The organism is Williamsia soli, from assembly GCF_017377795.1.
Taxonomy (GTDB): Bacteria; Actinomycetota; Actinomycetes; order Mycobacteriales; family Mycobacteriaceae; genus Williamsia; species Williamsia soli.
The window spans coordinates 1-17,028 of sequence record NZ_JAFRDR010000005.1 but is presented as its reverse complement, the minus strand read 5'-3'; the positions used below and the strand labels follow the sequence as shown (position 1 = coordinate 17,028).

General features: G+C 64.9%; 20 protein-coding genes and 1 pseudogene. 10 read left to right on the top strand and 11 right to left on the bottom strand.

What is annotated here, in order from left to right; translation table 11 throughout:
• Positions 1-104: 104 nt before the first annotated feature.
• Together J3S28_RS14450 and J3S28_RS14445 are read right to left on the bottom strand one after the other, a co-directional pair.
• Positions 105-481 (bottom strand): annotated as a pseudogene (locus tag J3S28_RS14450) (DUF1254 domain-containing protein); the annotation flags it as partial.
• Positions 482-600: 119 nt separating this feature from the next.
• Positions 601-1,797, bottom strand: a complete 1,197-nt coding sequence (locus tag J3S28_RS14445) for a cytochrome P450 (protein WP_207841453.1) — start codon at positions 1,795-1,797, stop codon at positions 601-603.
• Between the two features lie 153 nt (positions 1,798-1,950).
• On the opposite strand from J3S28_RS14445, the gene J3S28_RS14440 reads away from it, so the two are divergent.
• From J3S28_RS14440 to J3S28_RS14420, 5 genes are all read left to right on the top strand, one after another.
• Positions 1,951-2,514: a TetR/AcrR family transcriptional regulator gene (locus tag J3S28_RS14440; RefSeq protein ID WP_207841452.1), complete on the top strand. Its 564-nt coding sequence runs from the start codon at positions 1,951-1,953 to the stop codon at positions 2,512-2,514.
• 152 nt (positions 2,515-2,666) lie between these two features.
• On the top strand, positions 2,667-3,440 hold the full coding sequence (locus J3S28_RS14435; RefSeq protein WP_207841451.1) for an ABC transporter permease: 774 nt from the start codon (positions 2,667-2,669) through the stop codon (positions 3,438-3,440).
• Complete coding sequence (locus tag J3S28_RS14430; protein ID WP_207841450.1) at positions 3,437-3,883, top strand: hypothetical protein; 447 nt, start codon at positions 3,437-3,439, stop codon at positions 3,881-3,883. Before J3S28_RS14435 ends, J3S28_RS14430 begins: the two co-directional genes overlap by 4 nt.
• A 154-nt stretch (positions 3,884-4,037) precedes the next feature.
• Positions 4,038-4,520 carry a hypothetical protein gene (locus J3S28_RS14425; RefSeq protein ID WP_207841449.1) on the top strand — a complete coding sequence of 161 codons (483 nt, stop codon included), beginning with the start codon at positions 4,038-4,040 and terminating at the stop codon, positions 4,518-4,520.
• Positions 4,521-4,626: 106 nt separating this feature from the next.
• Positions 4,627-4,827, top strand: a complete 201-nt coding sequence (locus J3S28_RS14420) for a PNPOx family protein (protein WP_207841448.1) — start codon at positions 4,627-4,629, stop codon at positions 4,825-4,827.
• Position 4,828: 1 nt separating this feature from the next.
• Here J3S28_RS14420 and J3S28_RS14415 read toward each other — a convergent pair whose 3' ends face one another.
• Complete coding sequence (locus tag J3S28_RS14415) at positions 4,829-5,677, bottom strand: LysR family transcriptional regulator (RefSeq protein WP_207841447.1); 849 nt, start codon at positions 5,675-5,677, stop codon at positions 4,829-4,831.
• A 69-nt stretch (positions 5,678-5,746) separates the two neighbouring features.
• Between J3S28_RS14415 and J3S28_RS14410 the strand changes: the two genes are divergently transcribed.
• Entirely contained in the window at positions 5,747-6,646 is a 900-nt protein-coding gene (locus J3S28_RS14410; RefSeq protein ID WP_237341607.1) for an EamA family transporter, read from the top strand.
• Between the two features lie 42 nt (positions 6,647-6,688).
• On the opposite strand, the gene J3S28_RS14405 is transcribed toward J3S28_RS14410, so the two are convergent.
• From J3S28_RS14405 to J3S28_RS14385, 5 genes are all read right to left on the bottom strand, one after another.
• The gene (locus J3S28_RS14405; protein ID WP_207841446.1) at positions 6,689-8,323 is read right to left on the bottom strand and encodes an MFS transporter; all 1,635 of its coding nucleotides are present in this window, start codon (positions 8,321-8,323) and stop codon (positions 6,689-6,691) included.
• Positions 8,320-8,718 carry a VOC family protein gene (locus tag J3S28_RS14400; protein ID WP_207841445.1) on the bottom strand — a complete coding sequence of 133 codons (399 nt, stop codon included), beginning with the start codon at positions 8,716-8,718 and terminating at the stop codon, positions 8,320-8,322. The genes J3S28_RS14405 and J3S28_RS14400 overlap by 4 nt, the downstream gene beginning before the upstream one ends.
• Before the next feature lie 40 nt (positions 8,719-8,758).
• Positions 8,759-9,511, bottom strand: coding sequence for an alpha/beta fold hydrolase (locus J3S28_RS14395; RefSeq protein ID WP_207841444.1), 753 nt, complete (start codon positions 9,509-9,511; stop codon positions 8,759-8,761).
• A 158-nt stretch (positions 9,512-9,669) separates the two neighbouring features.
• Positions 9,670-10,491: an alpha/beta fold hydrolase gene (locus tag J3S28_RS14390; RefSeq protein WP_207841443.1), complete on the bottom strand. Its 822-nt coding sequence runs from the start codon at positions 10,489-10,491 to the stop codon at positions 9,670-9,672.
• A 152-nt stretch (positions 10,492-10,643) separates the two neighbouring features.
• The gene (locus J3S28_RS14385; RefSeq protein WP_443735579.1) at positions 10,644-12,359 is read right to left on the bottom strand and encodes a GAF domain-containing sensor histidine kinase; all 1,716 of its coding nucleotides are present in this window, start codon (positions 12,357-12,359) and stop codon (positions 10,644-10,646) included.
• Between the two features lie 205 nt (positions 12,360-12,564).
• Between J3S28_RS14385 and J3S28_RS14380 the strand changes: the two genes are divergently transcribed.
• Positions 12,565-12,945, top strand: coding sequence for a response regulator (locus tag J3S28_RS14380; protein WP_307797143.1), 381 nt, complete (start codon positions 12,565-12,567; stop codon positions 12,943-12,945).
• A 10-nt stretch (positions 12,946-12,955) separates the two neighbouring features.
• Here the strand turns inward: J3S28_RS14380 and J3S28_RS14375 are convergent, their stop codons facing one another.
• Positions 12,956-13,612 carry a response regulator gene (locus J3S28_RS14375; RefSeq protein ID WP_207841441.1) on the bottom strand — a complete coding sequence of 219 codons (657 nt, stop codon included), beginning with the start codon at positions 13,610-13,612 and terminating at the stop codon, positions 12,956-12,958.
• 114 nt (positions 13,613-13,726) lie between these two features.
• On the opposite strand from J3S28_RS14375, the gene J3S28_RS14370 reads away from it, so the two are divergent.
• On the top strand, positions 13,727-14,329 hold the full coding sequence (locus tag J3S28_RS14370; protein WP_207841440.1) for a TetR/AcrR family transcriptional regulator: 603 nt from the start codon (positions 13,727-13,729) through the stop codon (positions 14,327-14,329).
• A gap of 17 nt (positions 14,330-14,346) precedes the next feature.
• Here the strand turns inward: J3S28_RS14370 and J3S28_RS14365 are convergent, their stop codons facing one another.
• Complete coding sequence (locus J3S28_RS14365) at positions 14,347-14,916, bottom strand: TetR/AcrR family transcriptional regulator (RefSeq protein WP_237341606.1); 570 nt, start codon at positions 14,914-14,916, stop codon at positions 14,347-14,349.
• A gap of 70 nt (positions 14,917-14,986) precedes the next feature.
• Here J3S28_RS14365 and J3S28_RS14360 point away from each other — a divergent pair, with 70 nt between their 5' ends.
• The gene (locus tag J3S28_RS14360) at positions 14,987-15,649 is read left to right on the top strand and encodes a lysophospholipid acyltransferase family protein (RefSeq protein WP_207841438.1); all 663 of its coding nucleotides are present in this window, start codon (positions 14,987-14,989) and stop codon (positions 15,647-15,649) included.
• 9 nt (positions 15,650-15,658) lie between these two features.
• Positions 15,659-16,609 (top strand): alpha/beta hydrolase family protein, encoded by a 951-nt coding sequence (locus tag J3S28_RS14355; protein ID WP_207841437.1) that lies wholly within the window; start codon positions 15,659-15,661, stop codon positions 16,607-16,609.
• A gap of 3 nt (positions 16,610-16,612) precedes the next feature.
• On the opposite strand, the gene J3S28_RS14350 is transcribed toward J3S28_RS14355, so the two are convergent.
• A partial coding sequence (locus tag J3S28_RS14350; RefSeq protein ID WP_207841436.1) for an HNH endonuclease signature motif containing protein occupies positions 16,613-17,028 on the bottom strand: 416 nt, incomplete at its 5' end.

Below are 17,028 nucleotides of genomic sequence, written 5' to 3'. Positions count from 1 at the left end.
CCGTGTTCGCACAAGTGTTCGACAAGATCTATTTTGTTGTGCTTCAACATCTTTCGCCATGCAGAGCACTATCGGCGGCAGTGTAGCAAGGCGGTCTGACATCCACCCCGGGGTACGAGGACGCACTCGCCGGCGGCGGTTCCGGTTGCCCGGTGACCGACGTACGCGAAGTTATCCGTCCAGGCGTCGACGAATTGCAGTACGTAATATCGGCCTGCGGTATCGGGGACATGCAGCGACACCGGGCCGACGGAAAGATCGAGTTGCGCCATGGAGTAGAGGGTGTCGTTGTTGATGGTGACAAGGTGCCTTTCGGACCCGCCAGGGTGCGTGCGTGACTGAACGAATTGAAGGGCGCCGCAGAATTGGCGCCGATCCCTTCGTTGACATATCGGTTCACCTGATCGAGATTGAACACCAACGGGAATCCATACATGTACGCGCGCGCCGCGGCCTCAGGCACTGCACCGGTATCAGCCATTCCCCCGCCTACTGTGAGAGCGACATGCACGCTCTCTTCATCGTCTATTCCGTTTCTGTGCAGTAGTTTTCGAGTTGATGAACTCAGTGTGTGAGTCCGGTGGCCGACTGCATCGGCGCTTAGGTCACGCCCGCAGAATGAACGGTGAGAGGCAGGGTGTGCAGGCGTCTCGAAAGCAGGCTGCGGGTCCACTGTGGCGTGGGGTCATCGAGGGTGAACTCACCGGTCGCGTCGAGGAGAAACTCTATGCTGGTGCGGGTTTCGAGTCGGGCCAGTGCCGCGCCGACGCATAGGTGTATCCCTTTGCCGAAAGCCATGTGAGAGGGGCGTGTCGCGGGGTCGAGGACAATGGTGTCGGGGTCTTCGAACCGGTGCGGGTCGCGGTTGGCTGCGGCCCACGCCAAGTACAGGTGCGAGCCGGCGGGCAGCGTGATGCCATCGAGGGTTGTGTCGTCAACGACATGACGATAGTGCCCGCGAAACGGTGATTCGAGCCGTAGCGCTTCCTCGACGAACGGCGCAATCAGGCTGCGGTCGCCGCGTAGGCGGTTGGCGATGTCGCCGTGGCGGCCCAGGAGCCACACGCTGGTGCCGAGCAGGCTGATGGTCGATTCGGCTCCGGCCGCCACGAGTTGGATCAGGATCATCACTGCGGTGTCGTGGTCAAGAGTTCCGGCGGCAGCGAGTCGGGCGAGATCGCCCAGAATGTCTGGTCCCGGATTCTCAAGAGCCGCAGCATAAGCCGAGGACAGATAGGTGGCCAGTTCTCCGACCGCGGCGGTCGCTACGTCAAGGTCGTCGGCGGTGATGACACCGTCGAGCAACATCGTGGATGCGAACGCCCATCGCACCAGATCGTCGACGTCCTGAGCCGGAAGGCCCACCAGCTCGGTCACCACGAGCATCGGAAGGCGCTGCGCGACCGCCTGCACCCAATCAATACGTCCATCACGCAGTCCTTCTCGCCACAGGTCGCCGGTGGCAGCCTCGATGAACGGCGCCAGGGCGCGGACGCGGCGCGCCACCAACGCGGGCATCACCATCGTGCGATGGTCCCGGTGCATGGGATCGTCAGCGGTGGCCAATACGTGCAACGGTGACGCCAGTTCGGCGACCGGACACTCGGAGACCCCGCCATCGGGATGGACGATCATGGTTGCGGTCAGGTTCGAGGAGAAGTCCTTCGTGCGCGCCAACACCTCGGCGATCAGATCCCACGAACTGACGACGAAGAACGAGGAATCTCCGAGCCGGTGCACCGGGGCATGCGATCGCAGGTGCGCGAGATACGGGTACGGGTTATCGAGATCTCTCATGGCACCAGCGTTGAGGTGCACCGTCGCCAGAGGCAAGAGCTGGACGAAAAGTCGATACGACGTCGTCGCCAGGGCGGCCTTCCATGTCTCACATGAGGCCAGTGAGCTGCGACAACACGCTACTCATTCGCCATGAATGTCTCATACTGAGATATGCCCCCAGATTGGCTCGTCGGCTCCGACCGCTCCGACACCGCCCGCGCCCGCCTGATCGACCTCGCCGGCGCCCTGATCGCCGAGCGCGGCATCGACCGTTTCGACATCAACGACCTCGCCACCCGCGCGCATTGCTCACGCGCAACTATCTACCGCCACACCGGCGGCAAGAAACAACTCATAGAGGCGGTCTTTCTTCATACCTCCACCCGCATCACCACCACAGTGACCGAAGCCGTGGCCGAAATGTCCGGCACCGACCGCGCACGTACCGCGATCGCAGAGGCACTGACCCAGATCCGGACCGATCGGATCGCCCGCCAATTCCTGCGCTCGCAGCACGCCATCGATGGCGCTCGAGCCGCCACCGACTCCGCCGCAATTCGCGCGATCGCCGCTCAGCTCATCGGGCTCGACCCCACCAACATCATCGTGTCGTCGCTGGCTGTGCGCACCTTCCTCGCGCTCGTCCTGTGGCCGCCGACCGACCCCGCCGACGAAACCCACCTCATAGACGCCGTGAGCACCGCACTGCTCGCTGCCGAATCAACCGACTCGTGAGATGTTCTTTTGCTCAACAGCTCTGACCCGCGGTACCCACACCGCAAAGCGGAGACGACAGGCGCGACCTCTTCGCCGCACGCTCGGCGGTCAGTCAACCCTCTAAACGAGGCAGTCTGACACCATCAGTGAGATCAGAGTCGGGAGGGCAATTGTCGGACACCGTGATCCGCATCGGTCCGGCTTTGGCTGTTGCAGTTGTGTTGCTGGCCATCGCCGCCACCGGCATCGCCTACGTCGGACGGACCGGACACCATCGAGCAGTGGCATGGGCGTCGATCCGCGCGGCGGTGCAACTCGGTTTGCTGGCCCTGGTTCTCGGCATCCTCGTCAAGCACCTCTGGGCATCCGCCGGATTCGTCGCCGTCATGTCTGTTGTCGCGGCGTGGACCTCTGCCGGCCGGGTGGTGAACCGGCGCCCCACGGTGGGAGAAGCCGCGACCCTTCTCCTTCCGGTCGCCCTCGCGTCGGTCGTCGTCGTCACCGTCCTGGTTGCGTCGGGAGTACTTCCCCCCACCGGCCTCGCCGTGATCCCGAGTGCGGGCATCATGATCGGCGGCGCCATGAACACGACGTCCCTCGCGGGACGACGTGCCTTCGATGAACTCTCGGCCCGCCGCGGGGAGGTCGAGGCGGCGATGTCATTGGGCATCTCCGACTATCACTCGCGGATGGAGGTCTGCCGCAGCGCCGCAGCCACCGCACTCGTACCCGCGCTCGACCAAACCCGCACGGTAGGACTGGTGACGATTCCCGGAGCGTTCGTCGGAATGGTCCTCGGTGGTGCATCGCCGGCGGATGCCGCTGTCATGCAGCTGTTCGTGTTGATCTCGATCCTCGCGGTGAGTTCCTGCGCGCTGGTGATGATCACCGAACTGGTCGCGCGCGGACGACTCCCGGGTTCCGTAGGAGCACGTCACGTTTGAGGTTCGTCGCCGGTCTGTCCGGTATGAGCCTTCTGATCCGCCTCGGCCTGTTGATCCTCTTTGTGGTGGAGTTCGTCGTCGGAGTCTGGAATCAGATGTTTCCGGCGTCCTTCTACGAGCACTTCCCCACCGTCGACCTCACGCCGCCGTACAGCGAGCACTACGCCCGCGACTTCGGCGGCGCCACCCTCGGCATCGCGCTGTTGCTGCTCCTCGCAGCAATCAGACCGCGCGCGGCGTTCGTCATCCCCGCGGCCGCTGCCTACACGGTCTTCGCCCTGCCCCACTTCTTGTTCCACCTCGGTCACACCCATGGGGCGACGACCACCGAGACCATCGCCCTGACGTCCGCCAATGCCTTCGTGCTGCTCGTGGGTCTCGGGGTGATCGCCCTGACCGTGGTGCGTGATCGCCTAACCCACGCTGGATCCCGTCCGAGTTGAGGCGCGACGTCCACCTATCGGTGGACAACCGTTTCATCCCCTCAACGGTCCGTTGACCCGACACCGCTTCGCCTCCCCAGGGCACATAGTTATTTCATCACCGACAACAAGCCGGAGAAGATCACGAGAAGTACTGCCACAGAGGGAGAATGAGATGACCACCACCACACGACGCACCGTGAACCGCATCGGCGCCGGTTGCCTGGGTATCGCAGCGACTGCCGCAATCGGCTTCGGAGTCGCAGGCGCTGCCAACGCGGGTACCGTCCCGGTCACCCACCCCGGCGAGCCCTCGATCGCCATGACGATCAGCAACAACACCGGGCAAACCGAATACCTCTCCGGGAACGAGTCCTCATCGGGCGGCTGGGTGAATGCCCCGAAGGACACCTTGGCACCCGGAGAGAGCGAGACCGTCGTAGCCGTCGCAGGAAGCCAGAACTTCCTCGAGACCGATGTCGAATACCAGATCGGCGCCACCGGACCAATCGCCACGTATCGCGTCGTGGATTCGCAGATCGACGGGGCCAGCACATTCGGTTCAGGTATCGATGGGGCCGGCTCGACGAATTACGTCCTCATCCCCGGCATCCAATCGGCCTACCCGAACGCAAATGCGACGTTCACCCTGAAGTGACATCCCTGTGAGCGATATCGCTGCAGCAAGGCCGAGCCTTGTCTGGAGGCACCCGGGAGCGCAATGTCCATGCGCTCCCGGGCCCTTGTGCCGACTTCAAGTCGGCGTGAAGTTGCAGACCTGCGCGTACCTGACCAGCGAGGATCTGGGCAGACTGGCGACCACCCGGCCGAATGGAACACTGCAAGCCAGTCGGGTTGGTTTCACGTGCAACATTGCACTGGGGATCATTTCTTACGGTCTCGCCGCGGGCGACCTCGACGTCGAACCCCACCAGATCAAGCCGCACAAGCGGAACCTCCAGTAGCTCAGCTCGCGTAGGCCTGTCGCATCATCGTCAGCAGATCCGCGATGCGATCCGGCGGGGCGTCGCGCTGCCAGGCGAGCCACACCGACACCGGCTCGACATCGACGACGCGTCGGTACACCATGCCGGGCCTGCGGTACTGGTGCACTGTGGATTCCGGCGTCAAGCCGACGGCCTGTCCGGCGGCGATTGCCGTCATCCATTCGTCGATGTTGTGGGTCGTGCGAACCTCCACCGGCCTGTCGGCGAACAGGTCACCTGTGGTGGTCCCCACCAGCGGATCGATGGCAATGGTCCTGTCCTGCAGGTCTTTCAACGTCAAACGTCGGCGTCGAGCCAACGTGTCCGACGCAGCGATCGCGGCAAAACGGTTCTCGGTGCCGATCAATTCGGTGGCGATCCGGCGTACCGACGGCACGCGGCGTAGCACCGCCGCCTCGACCAGACCTTCGTGCAGCCCGGCACTCGCACTGGTGGACTGGACGAACACCAGCGGGTTGCCCGGGTGCAACGCCGACCAATCCCGTTGAACTGCAACGGTGTGCGCGCCGAGCACAGCGAAGTGATAGCCGATCCTGAACTCACCTGCAGGCCGCGACAACGACTCCTCGAGTCGAGCCACCTCCTCCAGCACTCGCCGGGCGTGCCCGAGCACCCCCGAGCCGGCCGTCGTCAGCGTCGCCTCCCGCGGGCCTCTGTGTAGAAGCCGTGCGCCCACCGCCGACTCGAGCCCGGCGACCGCCCGCGACACCGCCGCCTGCGAGACCCGCAGCACGATGGCCGCGTCGGTGAACGTGCCTTCGTCGACCACGGCCACGAAGGCACGAAGCTGATGCAGTTCCAGTGCCATGCGTCAAGCGTATAACGCATGCGCGTAGGGCATTTTTGATTGGCTTCTCAGCGGTCCACACTGACCGACATGACCACCGACCTGACCGCGGGCTCCCTCCAGGGGGACGCCACCGTCGCATCCCCCGAATCGCGGGCCACCGCGGGCGGTGTCGCGTTGATGCTCACGGGCGGTCTCAGCAATCAGGTCGGTGCGGGTCTCGGTGCGCACGCGTTCGCGGCGATCGGGCCGGCCGCCGTGGTCGCGGTGCGTCAGGTCGTGGCCGCGACCGTACTGCTCGCCATCGCTCGACCGCAGGTGCGCGCGCTCCGCTGGACGCAGTGGTGGCCGGTGTTGTTACTCGCCGTCACCGTGTCGACGATGAATCTCACGCTGTACCTGGCGATCGACCGCATCGGCCTGGGCTTGGCGGTGTCCCTGGAGTTCCTCGGCCCGTTGATGGTCGCAATGTGGGCTTCCAGGCGGCCGGTCGATCTGGTCTTCGTGGTGCTCGCAGGCGCAGGCGTCTACATCCTCGTGTGGCCGAACCCATCCACCGACTACCTCGGCGTCGGACTCGGACTGATCGCGGCGGCGGGCTGGGCGTCGTACATCGTGCTCAACCGCGTGGTCGGCACCCGATTACCGGGTCTGGACGGTGCCGCGCTGGCGACCACCGGTGCCACGCTCATCTATCTCCCCGTTCTCGTGCTCGCCATCTCGTCCGGGCAGTTGACGGGATCGGTGCTGTGGTTCACGATCGGCGCCGGTGTCCTGGCGTCGGCGGTGCCGTATGCCGTCGACCTGCTCGCGTTACGCCGGGTGCCGACCGGGCAGTTCGCGATCTTCACCAGCTTCAATCCCGTGTGGGCAGCGCTCGCGGGAATGGTGGTGCTCCAGCAGTTTCTCGGATTTCACGAATGGCTGGGGATCGCACTGATCTCGGGCACCAACATCGCGATCATCAAGATGTCGGGGAGGCGGGGGTAGCTCGTCCCCTATCTGACAGTGATATCAATCGGGCAGTGATACCTATCGAGCAGTGATACCAGCCGCCGCACGGTCTTTCGCCCGAAGTGCGAACAACTGTTGTTCGTCTTCGGTTGCCCCGGTGGTGGTATGGGCGAGCGCAGCGGTGATGAGGTCGTGGTCGGAGTCGGTCCACCGTTCGCGATGCTGGTGTTCGAACTCTCCCCACGACGGGACAGTGAATTGCTCGACGCGGACATCCGGGTCCCCGCCGTGGCAGTACAGACCCCAGGAATAGGCGCCCGTTCGGCGCCGGGCTCTGCCCACCGCCACCATCTCGTCCTCGAACTGTTCGAGTTCACCGGGCCGGACGCGGTAGGTGTTGGAGATGATGACGGGACCGTCGTCGGGCTCGGGGCCGAAGACCACCATCGGCGTCGGCCACGCAGTCGACACCCCACGCGGCAGGGTCCCGGTCTCGGGTCGCAGCGGGAGCACCTTGACACTCGCCGCAGCGACGACCAACAGGGCAGCGGAGATCAACAGCGCAGCAGAGAAACCGGTGTGCGAGGCGATCACACCCCAGATGAACGACCCCAGAGCCTGACTGCCCATGAACACCAGAAGGTAGACCGACATCCCTCGAGCCCGGACCCAATGGGCGAGCGACAGCTGGATAGACGCATTGAGTGTGGTCAGCGTTCCGATCCACGCCGCGCCGGCGACGAGTAGCAGGGGCAACGCCGCCCACACCGGAAAGAGCGCCACGGCGACGACCCCCGATGCATAGGCGACTGCCGAGCCGATCAGGATACCGTTGCTCGACAGCTTCTTTCGAAGTCTCGGGTACACCACGACCCCCACCAACGCGCCCACGCCGAGCAGTCCCAGAACCAGTCCGTAACCCGAGGCACCGAAGTGCAGATGCTGCGCCGAAGCCAGGGGCAACAGCGCCCACAGCGCGGAGGCCGGGACGGCGAACAGCGCCGAGCGGAGCATGATCCGGCGAACAACCGGCGCTGACCGGATGTAGTGCAGACCGGTGACCATCGACCGCCCGAAGCGTTCGCGATCGATCGCCTTGTTGTCTGCTGGTCGCCGCCACCAAATGAGCGCGCCGATGATCGCGAGGAAGGTGAGCGCGTTGATCGCGAAGACCGCAGCCGGACCTGCCGCCGCGACGAGCACTCCTCCGATCGCCGGGCCCACCGCACGAGCGCCGTTCACGGTCACGCTGCCCAGCGCGGAAGCAGCCGGAATCTGTTCCTTCGGAACGAGTTCGGGCTGGATTGCCTGCCAAGCCGGTGCCGACAGAGCGGACCCGCATCCGAGGAGGAACGTCATGGCCAGCAGCATCATCGGCGACAACACGTCGGTCCAGGCCAAGAATGTCAGCAGCCCCGCCGCGAGTGCGGTGTACACGCTCACCGCGATGAGCAACCGACGTCGATCGAGCAGGTCGGCGAGGCCGCCTGCCGGGAGTGCAAGGAACAGAGTCGGCAGCAGGCTGGCCGTCTGCACGAGCGCGATGATGATCGCGCTGCTGTGGTGCTCCACCAGGAACCACTGCGCCCCAACGGTTTGCATCCACAGACCGATGTTCGACACCAACTGGGCGATGAAGAGCATCCGGTAGATCCGGTTTCGAAGCGGCGCCCACGCCGGGTTCCCCGTCACGACGGGGTCGACGGTGGTCATGACGATGCACCTATGTCGGTACCGACCGATGGCGGGGTCTCCCGGATCGCGAAGAGGTTGCCGAACGGATCCAGCAGCTGACAGAGCCTCTCTCCGGTGAAGACCGTCTTCGGCCCCCGGTGTGCCACGGCGCCGTGGGCGGTCCAATCGGCGACGATCGCGTCGACGTCCGAGACCGTCCAGTACGCGGAGACACCCGTGGGCCCCGGGGAGTTGTACTCGTCGGATCTGTGGATGGTGAGCCGGACCCCGTCGATGTCGAAGGCGACCAGCGCACCGCCCCGCTCGACCGGTTGGCGTCCGAGACGGGCGCAGTACCAGTCGACCGCTTCATCGAACTGGTCGACGAAGTAGAAGACGTTCCCGATCCGCCCCAGGCTGAGTGCTCCGGTCATGACATCGAGCCTTCCGTTCCGCTGTCGAGGTCGAGCAATGTCAGGACTGGGCGCCCGATGCCGGGGCTTCCTGAGCCGAGGTCACTTCGGTCAGCGCTTCTTCGATCACAGCGACGACCTCGGCCGGATTGGCGATCATCGCCAGGTGCGGAGCGTCGATCTCGACGACCTTGCGCAGGCCTGCGCGCTCGTATCCGAATCGCTCGACGTCGGGGTTGATGGTGTGGTCGTTGCGGCTGACGATGCCCCAGCCTGGCTTGGTCTTCCATGCGGCGACCGGTGCGGCCTCACCGAAAGCGGCTGCGGCCAAGGGGCGCTGAGATACCGCGAGCACCTCCGCCTCTTCCTGCGGGATACCAGCGGCGAAGATCTCGTGGAAGGTCTTGATGTTCACCGATACGTCGGTGCCGGGTTCTGCGCCGTCGATCGGGTACGGCGAGTAGACGAGGTTGGCCGCGAGGTCCGAGTCGGGGAAACGCCCTTGCAGTTCACCGAGGCTCTCGCCTTCTTCCAGCGCGTAGCCGGCGACGTAGACGAGACCGACGACGTTGTCAGCGGCCCCCGCAACGGTGATGACCGCTCCACCGTAGGAGTGTCCCGCCAGGAGCACCGGTCCCTCGATCTGCTCGACGAACGAGCGGATGTAGGCGGAATCGCCGATCAGGCTGCGGTTGGGTACCGGCGGGACGAGCACGGTGTGGCCCTTGTCGAGCAGGCGTCGGGTGACCGGCGCCCAGCTGGCGCCGTCCGCGAATGCGCCGTGGATGAGAACGATGGTGGGTGTGGTGGTCATGGCAAGCTCCTGTTGCATGGGATGAACGTGGGGTTGGTGCCCGACCGCCCACCCGTTTTCGCACGAACCGTCGGTTACTGCGTGTGGAGGGTGCAAAAACGGGTGGGCGGTGGGGGTGAAGATTCGAAGATTCGAGCGCGATGTCTTGTTCGGCGGCCTTATTCGGCGATGAACTTGAGAATGTCGTTGTCCAGGGCCTTCTGGTAGTCGCCGTAGATGCCGTGCGGGGCTCCCGGGTAGACCTCGAGCCGACCATTCTTCACGAGTTCGATGGACTTCTTGGCCGCGGCGACGATGGGCACGATCTGATCATCGTCACCCTGGGCGATGAAGATCGGGACGTCGAGTGCCTTGAGGTCTTCGGTGAAGTCGGTCTCGGAGAACGCTTTGACGCAGTCGTAGGCGGCAGCGAGGTTCACCAGCATGCCCTGGCGCCAGAAGTCGTCCTTGGCTCCCTGCGACACGTTCGAACCCTCACGGTTCGCTCCGAAGAAGGACTCGGACAGATCCTTGTAGAACTGCGAGCGGTCGTTGAGGACACCCTCGCGGATACCGTCGAACACCTCGATGGGCGTGCCCTCTGGATTGGTGTCGGACTTGACCATGATCGGAGGAACGGCGCCCGCGGTGATCACCTTGACGACGCGGCCTTGTCCGTACCGGGCTGCATAGCGAACCACCTCGCCACCACCGGTGGAGTGTCCGATCAGGATGAGGTCCTTGAGGTCGAGTGAATCGACGAGTTCGGCGAGGTCCTTGGCGTACGTGTCCATGTCGTTGCCCTGGTACGTCTTCGACGACCGGCCGTGTCCTCGGCGATCATGTGCGATAGCCCGGTAGCCCGCATCGGCGAGCAGTTTGAGCTCGATCTGCCAGGCGTCGGAGGAGAGCGGCCAACCGTGGCTCAGCAGCACGGGCTGTCCGGCGCCCTGCTCGGTGTAGTAGATCTCGGTTCCGTCGGTGGTGGTGATGTAAGGCATGGTGTCCTCCTGCGGTTGTTGGCTCGCTCGTGTGAGAACAACATTCGTCCTATCGGAGGCATACGTCGTCGCTGCTGGCGTCCAACCCAGGGGAGGAGTTTCGGCGGGTGGGTATACCTGCTAGCCGGTATACGACCCACGACGAGCCGGGGTCAGAAGGGCGTCGCGGGTATGCGGGCCACCAAGGTCGTACCGACGCCGGCCGGGCTCGTGATCGTCAATGTGCCACCGACAGTGTCGATTCGGTCGTGCAGTCCGATGAGCCCCGACCCGCGTCCGGAGTCGGCGCCGCCATTCCCGTCGTCGCTGACGGTCAGGTCCAGGACACCGGCGTCAGAGGTGGCGGCAATCGTGACCTCCGTGGCATGGGCGTACTTCGCCGTGTTCGTCAGCGCCTCTGCAACCACGTAGTACGCAGCGACCTCGACCGTGTCGGGAAGTCGGGTCGGAATCGAGATGGTGAGCGACACCGGCACCGGCGAACGGCGGGCCAGGGTCTTCAGGGCGGGACCGAGGCCGCCGCGGGACAGGATCGCGGGGTGGATCCCCCGCGAGAGTTCCTGAAGATCGGTGTGCACCTGCGACAGCGTCTCGACGCTGCGATCCAGGCGCTCGCGGAGGTCTTCCTCGCCGGGTGGCACAGTCATCTGCGCGGCCCGCAGTTCCATGCCGAGCGAGACGATGCGTTGCTGCGCCCCGTCATGCAGATCCCGTTCGATCATCCGTCGTGCTTGGTCGGCCGCCGCGACGACGCGCGCCCGAGATCGGGTCAGCTGACCTCGTGTTTCGCTGTTGTACACGGCCGTGGCCACGAGATCGGCGAAATCCAGCACGCGCGCCTCGATGTCGTGGGCTGGACGGTGGTCGACGGAGCCGACGATCACGGCGCCCCAGGTGGAGTCGTCGAGTTTGATCGGCACGCCGAGGCCGGAGAGGAAACCGCGTCGTCGTAACCGCTCGGCGATGGGACCGGTCGCATTCGAGTAGTCGACGGCGACGCTCTGGCCCGTGGCGTGAACGAGGGTGCTGGCGTTGTATCCGCCGAGCGGTAGCCGCTCGCCCACCGTGAGGTGATGCCCCTCGGGATCGCCGTCCCACGCCGCGAGGACGAGGCAGGAATCGTCGCCGTCGAAACGTACGAGCGATACATGTTCGACGCCGAGCCCTTCCGCGAGCTCTGCAGCTGCGACCGGATATACGACGTCGGGCTCACCCCGCTGGGCGACGAGAGTCGCGACCCGTCGCAGAGCTGCCTGCTGGCGTGCCAGGGATTCGGTCTGCTCCCCCAACTCGTGCCGATCTCGCGCCGCCGCGAGCAGCGCTTCGAGAGCGGGCACGATTCTCCGGACCCGCCGCGTGTCTGAAGCCGACAGCACTGCCGGCACGAGCAGCGAACCTGCGGCAACGCCGTCGTCGAGCAGGTTGATCCGTTGTTGTTCCGGTGTCACCGGAGCATCCGCGGGGCCGAGGACCGCATAGGGGGCAGGAAGGTCCAATACCTCGGTCAGGCGAGCGCTCGCGGCGCTGAACATCTCCGCGGACATCGGCTCGCGCAACATGGTTCGCGCAAAAGCCGCCATCATGTCTGCTTCCCGCCGACGCTGATCGGATTCCGCTGCGCGCAGGCGAGATTGGCCGACGAGCACATTGGTGAGCAGAGCGACACTCGTGAACACGATGACGGCCGGCAGCAGACTGTGGGTGTTCTCTGCGACGTGGACGTACGCATAGGCAGCAGCGCTCGCGACGGAGGTGGCGATTGCGATACCGAAGCCCCACCCCGCCGACACCACCAACACGCCGAACAGGAAAACCGCGCCGAACGCACTGTCCGGGGCGATCTTCTCCAGCATGAACACGATCAGCATCTCGACCGCGATCAGCGCAGCCCCAACCGCGATTCCCCACGCCACGGGTGGGGTACTGGGTCGCAATACACTGGTGACGAGTTGATCTCGCCAGGTCCCACCGTCGTGATCACGCACACGGCGATCGTAATCCGGATGCGGTCATCGGGCGGAAGTACCGCTAGCGGGCATGCCTCGCCGGTCCTTCTCTGACACCCTCGAAAGGGTGAAGCCCGCCGACGCTCGCTGTCTGATCGTGGACGACAGCACCGCATTCTGCCTCGCAGCACGCGGTGTGCTTGAGTCTGCCGGGATGACGGTGGTCGGGACGGCTTCGACTCTTGCCACGGCGATGCAGTCAGCACGGTCCACCCACCCCGATCTGATCCTGGTGGACATCGACCTCGGCGGCGAAAGCGGATTCGACGTGGTCGAAGCACTTCACGACGACGATCCCCGATTCACCATGATCTTGGTGTCGACACACGACGAAGAAGATTTCGCGGACATGGTCGATGCGAGTTCGGCGATCGGGTTCCTGCCGAAGTTCGAGCTCTCGGCCGATCGTATTCTGCAGATCATGTCGCGCGGCGGCGACGGCGCCTGAACTCCCGGGATCAGCTCATCGCATCGAGATACAGGATGACCGCGCGCACTCGCCGGTGATCTTCGGAGGTCTCGCTGAGGTCCAGTTTGTTCAAGATGCTCCGGACGTGCTTCTCGACCGTGCCCTCGGTGATCCACAGGCGTTTGGCGATTCCGGAATTCGACAGTCCTTCGGCCATCAACGTCAGGACATCGCGCTCGCGAGCACTCAGCACCGCCAGTGGATCGTCACGCCGTTTCGCGGCGATCAATTCTTGGACAAGCGCCGGGTCGATGACCGACGCGCCGTTCGCCACACGAGCGAGGGTGTCGACAAAGTCGGCGATGTCGGTGACCCGACTCTTGAGCAGGTAGCCGATGCCTTTGCCACTGTCGAGCAATTCCAGCGCGTGATCGACCTCGACGTGGGCAGACAGCAGTAGCATTGCGACGTCAGGGAACTCTTGCCGAATCAGCTTCGCCGCGTCGAGACCTTCGGCGCTGTGCGACGGGGGCATCCGGATGTCGATGATGGCCAGCTGCGGAGGAGCTTTGCGCACCAGCGTGATGAGCTCGTCGCCATCGCCGGCTTGTCCGATCACGTTGAGCCCCGACTGGCTCAGCAGACTCGCCAGGCCTTCCCGCAGCAGCAGATCGTCGTCTGCCACCACGACCTGGAGTCCGTCCACCACATGTCCTTCCGTCGGCACCGTGCTCGGTTGATCCTAATGTGATCGGACCGACGACCGCCTACCTGTGGATGAGCTGCAGGTCCCGTCCCGTGTACGTGTCAATATGGCTTCATGGCCGCCGTCGTACGTCCCTACCGGGGTGTCGCCGCGCAAACGCGTCGAGACCAGCGCCGCGAGCAATTGCTCCAATCTTGTCTCGACCTGGTTGCCGAGTCGGGCGCCACCGCGATCACCGTCGACTCGATCAGCGCCAGGGCTGGTCTGTCGAAGCGGTACTTCTACGAGAGCTTCCGCGATCGGGACGCGATTCTCGTCGAGGCCATCGACGGCGTCCTCAGGCCCCTGGGCACCGCACTCGTGGAGCAACTCCCGCCCGACCTGTCCACCGACCAGCGGATCGGACACGTCGCGACATCAGTGGTCAAAGCCCTGACTGCGGACCCCCGCGCGGCCTACCTCTATACCGCGGCGTCGGGCAACACCACCCTGGAGGGACGCCGACGATCGATCGTCGACGAGCTGACGCCGCTGCTCATGACCGAGGTTCTCGGCACCGACCCGGACAACCCGCGGGACCGTGCCTCGACCATCCTCATGGTCGCCGGCACGACCGAACTGCTCGACCGGTGGCTACGGGGCACACTCGAATTCACCCAGGACGAGTTCATCGACGTGCTCACCCAGCTCGGACAGAAGATCGCCGCCGCGACGTAGGGGTTGGCTGCGTCCGGTCATGAATCACGTTGCGCAATCACCGAATCGACGGCTGCGGCGACCAGTGCGTCTACGTCAGCATCGAACAGGTCAAGCGCTCGGGTCGAGGTGAGCATCGCGACGCCGTGTACGGATGTCCAGAGCTTCAGCGCGCGGTGCATCTGTGCATGCCCACCGATCAGCCCTGCCAGCGCATCGACCACCGGACCGGTCTTGTCGCGGAGGTTCTCCCCGGCACCCTTGAGCAGATCGTGTCGAAAGATCAGCGCGAACATGTCCGGGCGACGGCGCGCGAAAGCCACGTAGAGGCCGGCCATCTTGAGCAATCGTGCGCGCGCGCCCGCCAAATCAGCCGGCCCCGGACCACACAGCGCCGGTTCGAGTTCAGCTCGCAGATCTGCGAAGCCCGCTTCTGCGATAGCGGCCAGCAACGCGCGATGCGTAGGAAAGTAGCGTCTCGGTGCGCCATGAGAGACGCCCGCGGCCCGCGTGATCGCCCTGAGCCCGACAGCCGGCAATCCCCCATCCTCGAGTAGCTCCACGCCTGCCTGAACCAGCCGCGCTCGAGTTCCAACATCCTGGGTCATGTAGACATTGTCTACCATCGCATTCGTAGACATTGTCTACGTATGCCGTCGACAAGGGGACCCTCTGACCATGTGGTACCGAATCTTGAAGTATGCGCTGGTCGGACCTGCGCTGCGACTGACCGCCCGCCCGATCGTCTCCGGTCTCCAGCACGTTCCGCGGTCGGGTCCGGTCATCATCGCCGCCAATCACCTGGCCGTCATCGACTCGTTCCTGCTGTGCCTGGTGATCAACCGGCGGCTGACCTTTCTCGCCAAGAGCGAGTACTTCACGCGGCCCGGGGTGCGCGGCGCTGTGCAACGCTGGTTCTTCACTGCCGCAGGTCAGGTGCCCGTCGATCGCGCGGGTGGAAACGCCGCGACCGCGGCCCTGGACGCCGCGACGGACATCCTGGAGTCGGGCGGTGTCTGGGCGATCCACCCCGAAGGCACGCGGTCGCCAGACGGGCACCTCCATCGTGGCCGGACCGGTGTCGCCAGGGTTGCGGCGGCGACCAGCGCACCGGTGATCCCCGTCGCTCTGCAGGGCACCGCACGCGTGCGCCCGTGGCGCCGGGCTCGTATCACCATCGGGCCGCCATCTGTTCTGCACAGCAACAACATTCGCGTGTGTACCGACCAGCTCATGATGGAGATCCGGGAGATGTCCGGGCAAAGGTATGTGGATACCTACGCGCTCCGGGAGCACGTCATCCCGGTGAACCGTCCATCGTCATGCCCCGGGCAGGATTAACTGTTGACCATGCTGACCTTGAGAGCGGTGTCGACCACCGTGGCTTTCCTCGCAGTGATCGCGGCGGCGTGCGCTTGCACGAGCAGCGACACCCCCAGTTCGACATCGTCCACAGTGCAGTCCCTTGGCGATGTCACCGTTCACCGCGTCTCCTACGACATCTCCGAGGGCAGCGACTCGACCCAGAACTGGGGCGACCTGTACCTACCCGCAGGCGAACAAGCCGTCGACACCATCCCCCTCGTCGTGCTGATCCACGGCGGATCGTGGAAGTCGCAGCTCGACGCACAGACCATGCGCCCCTACGCCATCGACCTGGCCAAGCGCGGGATGGCTGTCTACAACATCGAATACAGGCGGGTCGGGTCCGGCGGCGGGTGGCCTAACACCTTCACCGACGTCGGCAATGCCCTCGACTACGTGGTGGTCCTCGACCAGCAGTACCCCCAGCTCACCACCGACGACGAGCTTGTCGTCGGACACAGTGCTGGCGCACAGCTGGCCATGTGGGCCGGTACCCGCAACAAGCTGTCCAAGAGCGAGATCGGGCACGATCCGAAGTTCCGCCCCACCCGGGTGGTGTCCCTGGCAGGTCCGCTCGACATGGTCTACGCCGCGCACCACGGAAACGACCGGATCGTGACGGCCCTCGGCGGCACACCCGAGCAGGTCCCCGGCCGGTACGCGTCGGTGGACCCGGTACAGAACATCGATCCGACCATGCCGGTCGTCGCCATCCATGGAACCGCCGACACCCTCGTGCCGCCGATCCTGTCGGAGCGGTACATCGACGAGGTGGAGCGCCAGAACGGAATCGGCGATCTTGTTCTTGCCGACGGCGAAGACCACGTGTCCATCGTCAGTGCTGACCGCCCGGTGTACGGCAAGATACTCGACATCATCACCGACGCGTCCGGAAAGACCATCGACGAGCTGGACGATCTCTACGACAACAACTGACGACTATTCGCCTGGCGGGTCGGGTGGGTCCGGCGGTTGTCCAGTGATCTCTCGTTTGCGTTGTTCGAGTTGGGCTTTCCGGCGTGCGAGCATGGCCTGACGGGCCTCGATCAAGGCTTCGTCGGGATGGTGGGCACGGTTGACCCGCGGCTTCTGCTCGGGGTCGAGGAATGCTGGTGGTATCCAGGCGCAGCGGCCGGCGTCGGGGCCGTCAGTGTTCATGATGGTCTGCCACTGATGCTCGCCGGGCCCGATCAGCTTGTGGTGCTGCGGGCATGCCGGGGCCAGGTAAGTGATGTCGGTGAGCCCGCCCTGGGCCCATTCGACGGTGTGGTGGGCTTCGGCCCACATCGCCGGAGCTGAGCATCCCGGGGATGAGCAACCGCGGTGCGCGGCGAACATCGCCAGGCGTTGGGCCT

What these genes read in the sequence shown, in the direction of transcription:
- J3S28_RS14405 (WP_207841446.1), bottom strand. Translation starts at nt 8,323, where the DNA reads ATGACCACCGTCGACCCCGTCGTGACGGGGAACCCGGCGTGGGCGCCG.
- J3S28_RS14360 (WP_207841438.1), top strand. Translation starts at nt 14,987, where the DNA reads ATGTGGTACCGAATCTTGAAGTATGCGCTGGTCGGACCTGCGCTGCGA.
- J3S28_RS14395 (WP_207841444.1), bottom strand. Translation starts at nt 9,511, where the DNA reads ATGACCACCACACCCACCATCGTTCTCATCCACGGCGCATTCGCGGAC.
- J3S28_RS14370 (WP_207841440.1), top strand. Translation starts at nt 13,727, where the DNA reads ATGGCCGCCGTCGTACGTCCCTACCGGGGTGTCGCCGCGCAAACGCGT.
- J3S28_RS14400 (WP_207841445.1), bottom strand. Translation starts at nt 8,718, where the DNA reads ATGACCGGAGCACTCAGCCTGGGGCGGATCGGGAACGTCTTCTACTTC.
- J3S28_RS14415 (WP_207841447.1), bottom strand. Translation starts at nt 5,677, where the DNA reads ATGGCACTGGAACTGCATCAGCTTCGTGCCTTCGTGGCCGTGGTCGAC.
- J3S28_RS14425 (WP_207841449.1), top strand. Translation starts at nt 4,038, where the DNA reads ATGACCACCACCACACGACGCACCGTGAACCGCATCGGCGCCGGTTGC.
- J3S28_RS14390 (WP_207841443.1), bottom strand. Translation starts at nt 10,491, where the DNA reads ATGCCTTACATCACCACCACCGACGGAACCGAGATCTACTACACCGAG.
- J3S28_RS14410 (WP_237341607.1), top strand. Translation starts at nt 5,747, where the DNA reads ATGACCACCGACCTGACCGCGGGCTCCCTCCAGGGGGACGCCACCGTC.
- J3S28_RS14355 (WP_207841437.1), top strand. Translation starts at nt 15,659, where the DNA reads ATGCTGACCTTGAGAGCGGTGTCGACCACCGTGGCTTTCCTCGCAGTG.
- J3S28_RS14440 (WP_207841452.1), top strand. Translation starts at nt 1,951, where the DNA reads ATGCCCCCAGATTGGCTCGTCGGCTCCGACCGCTCCGACACCGCCCGC.
- J3S28_RS14365 (WP_237341606.1), bottom strand. Translation starts at nt 14,916, where the DNA reads ATGACCCAGGATGTTGGAACTCGAGCGCGGCTGGTTCAGGCAGGCGTG.
- J3S28_RS14445 (WP_207841453.1), bottom strand. Translation starts at nt 1,797, where the DNA reads ATGAGAGATCTCGATAACCCGTACCCGTATCTCGCGCACCTGCGATCG.
- J3S28_RS14385 (WP_443735579.1), bottom strand. Translation starts at nt 12,359, where the DNA reads ATGCTGATCGTGTTCATGCTGGAGAAGATCGCCCCGGACAGTGCGTTC.